This is a genomic window from Amycolatopsis panacis (genome assembly GCF_003600245.1).
In the GTDB taxonomy this organism is placed as follows: Bacteria; Actinomycetota; Actinomycetes; order Mycobacteriales; family Pseudonocardiaceae; genus Amycolatopsis; species Amycolatopsis sulphurea.
Genome location: NZ_QZFV01000036.1, coordinates 1 through 2,081, shown reverse-complemented (window position 1 = coordinate 2,081; position 2,081 = coordinate 1). Strand labels below are relative to the sequence as shown.

The window sequence follows — 2,081 nt, the reverse complement described above, 5'->3', positions numbered from 1 at the left end:
CTCGGCTGGGTTCCCGGGGTCTGGGTGGGTTCACGGGTCTGCTGGTGGGTTCGACCGCGGTCGGGCTGGTCGCGCACGCGCGGTGCCCGGTTGTGGTGGTGCGGGGCCGGATGCCGGACGATCCGCCTCCGGCGGCGGGACCGGTGGTGGCCGGGTTGGATGGTTCGGCCGACAGTGATGACGCGCTTGGGTTCGCGTGTGCCGAAGCGGCCTCCCGGCAGGTAGTCCTGCTGGTCGTGCATACCTGGAACGAGCAGTGGCGCGTGGACGGTTCGGTGCGGGGTGCGGATCGGGTGCCGGGGGAGGTCGCCGCGGTCGAGTGCGGGCGGGTTGAGGATCAGCTTGCGCCGTGGCGGGAGAAGTTCCCGCAGCTGCGGATTGAGGTGCGGGCTGGGCCGGGGCGGCCGGTGCGGACGCTGTTGGAGGTTGGGGAGGGCGCGCAGCTGGTGGTGGTCGGTAGCCGGGGGCGGGGTGGGTTTGACGGGATGCTGCTGGGGTCTACCAGTCAGGCCTTGCTGGTGCATTCGGCGTGTCCGGTGGCGGTGGTGCGGCCGGGGAGCCGGCCGTGATGTCGGTGGGGGGCCGGGTCGCGCTGAGGGTGCTCGCGTCGTATGAGACGGTTGTCGCGGCGGGTGCGCTGGTTGGTGGGGTTTGCCTGATCGTGGGCGCGCCTGGTTTCCGGTTGCCGACCGCTGTTCTGGCTCCGTTTGGGTTGTCCACCTGGGTGCTGCCGGGGGTGGCGCTCATTGTCGTTGTCGGTGGCGCTCTCGGCTGGGCGGCCGGGGTGGCGTGGCGGGGTGACCGGCAGGCGCCGGGGTTCGGGTATGCCGCGAGTGTGGTGGTCGCGGGTTGGCTCGTGGTTCAGGGTTCGGTGCTTGGTTTTCGTGCGCCGGCGCAGTGGGTGACGCTCGTGCTGGTGGGGTTGCTGGTTCTGCTGAGCCGGTACGTGCAGCGGCTGGTGGCCCGATGACCCGCGCCGACAGCCCGCTTCCGACAGCGCGCGTACCCGCTGCCCGCTTTCGGGACAGCACAAGGAAAGGACGGACCCGATGCGGGCGCGTGATCTGATGTCGTCTCCGGTGGTGACGGTGTTTCCGTGGACGTCGGTGAAGGAGGCGGCTGAAGTCCTGTCCGGGCGTGGGTTCACTGCGTTGCCGGTGGTGGACGAGGATGATCGGTTGGTTGGGATCGTGACGGAGGCGGATCTGATCCGCCGCGGTGTTCCGGCGGACGCGCGTTCGGAGTATCGGCATCCTGTTCATCCTGGTGTGGTCGACACGTTGGTGGGTGCGGTGATGACGACGCCGGCGACCGGGATGTCGTCGGGTACCGATGTGGCTGATCTCTGTCAGGCGTTGGTGGATGGAGGGATCCGGGCGATGCCGATTGTGGATGGTGCCCGGGTGGTGGGGATCGTGACCCGGGGTGATGTGGTCCGGGTGCTGGCTCGGGCGGATGAGGCGATCGCTGCGGATGTGCGGCACCGGCTGGAGATCTACGGCGGCCACGGACGCTGGCGGGTCGAAGTGCGCGATGGGATTGTGCGGATCGTGGACTGTTATGGCGACGAATCCGATCGTCATGTCGCGACGTTGCTCGCGCTGGCGGTGCCCGGCGTGGTCGGGGCGGACGTCGTGTCCGCGGAAGGGGAGGTGGGGCGATGACCGGCCGCAGCGATACCGTGCTCGTCGGGATCGACGGCTCGGACGGATCGGCCGAAGCGGTCCGCTGGGCCACCCGGCTTGCCGCTGGGCGGGGGCTGGAGCTGGAGGTCTTGCACTGTCTGCAGGTCGCGTCGCTCTATTACGGTGGCGGGCTTGCCGGGAGCGAGGCGCTGTTCGGGGATCTTCAGCGGGAGGGTGACCGGGTTGTGGCGGAGGCTCGTGATCGGGTTCTCGAGGTTGATCCGGCGTTGCGGGTCCGGACCGAGGTGTGTACCGATTCGGCGGCGGCGGTGTTGATTGAGCGTTCTCGTGGGGCGAGGGTGGTGGTTCTGGGCTGTACTGGTCGTGGTGGGTTCGCTGGGATGCTGGTTGGTGGTACTGCTGCGACGGTGGCGGGTCACGCGTGTTGCCCGGTGA

General features: G+C 69.3%; 4 protein-coding genes. All 4 read left to right on the top strand.

Going from position 1 to position 2,081, the window contains the following annotated elements:
* The coding region (locus tag D5S19_RS03190; protein ID WP_158605483.1) for a universal stress protein at nucleotides 1–569 on the top strand (569 nt) is incomplete at its 5' end.
* Complete coding sequence (locus D5S19_RS03185; protein WP_120021835.1) at nucleotides 569–970, top strand: hypothetical protein; 402 nt, start codon at nucleotides 569–571, stop codon at nucleotides 968–970. The genes D5S19_RS03190 and D5S19_RS03185, both read left to right, overlap by 1 nt.
* Before the next feature lie 79 nt (nucleotides 971–1,049).
* Nucleotides 1,050–1,664 carry a CBS domain-containing protein gene (locus tag D5S19_RS03180; protein WP_120021834.1) on the top strand — a complete coding sequence of 205 codons (615 nt, stop codon included), beginning with the start codon at nucleotides 1,050–1,052 and terminating at the stop codon, nucleotides 1,662–1,664.
* Nucleotides 1,661–2,081, top strand: a 421-nt coding sequence (locus D5S19_RS03175) for a universal stress protein (protein ID WP_147397317.1), incomplete at its 3' end; no start/stop codon positions are given. The genes D5S19_RS03180 and D5S19_RS03175, both read left to right, overlap by 4 nt.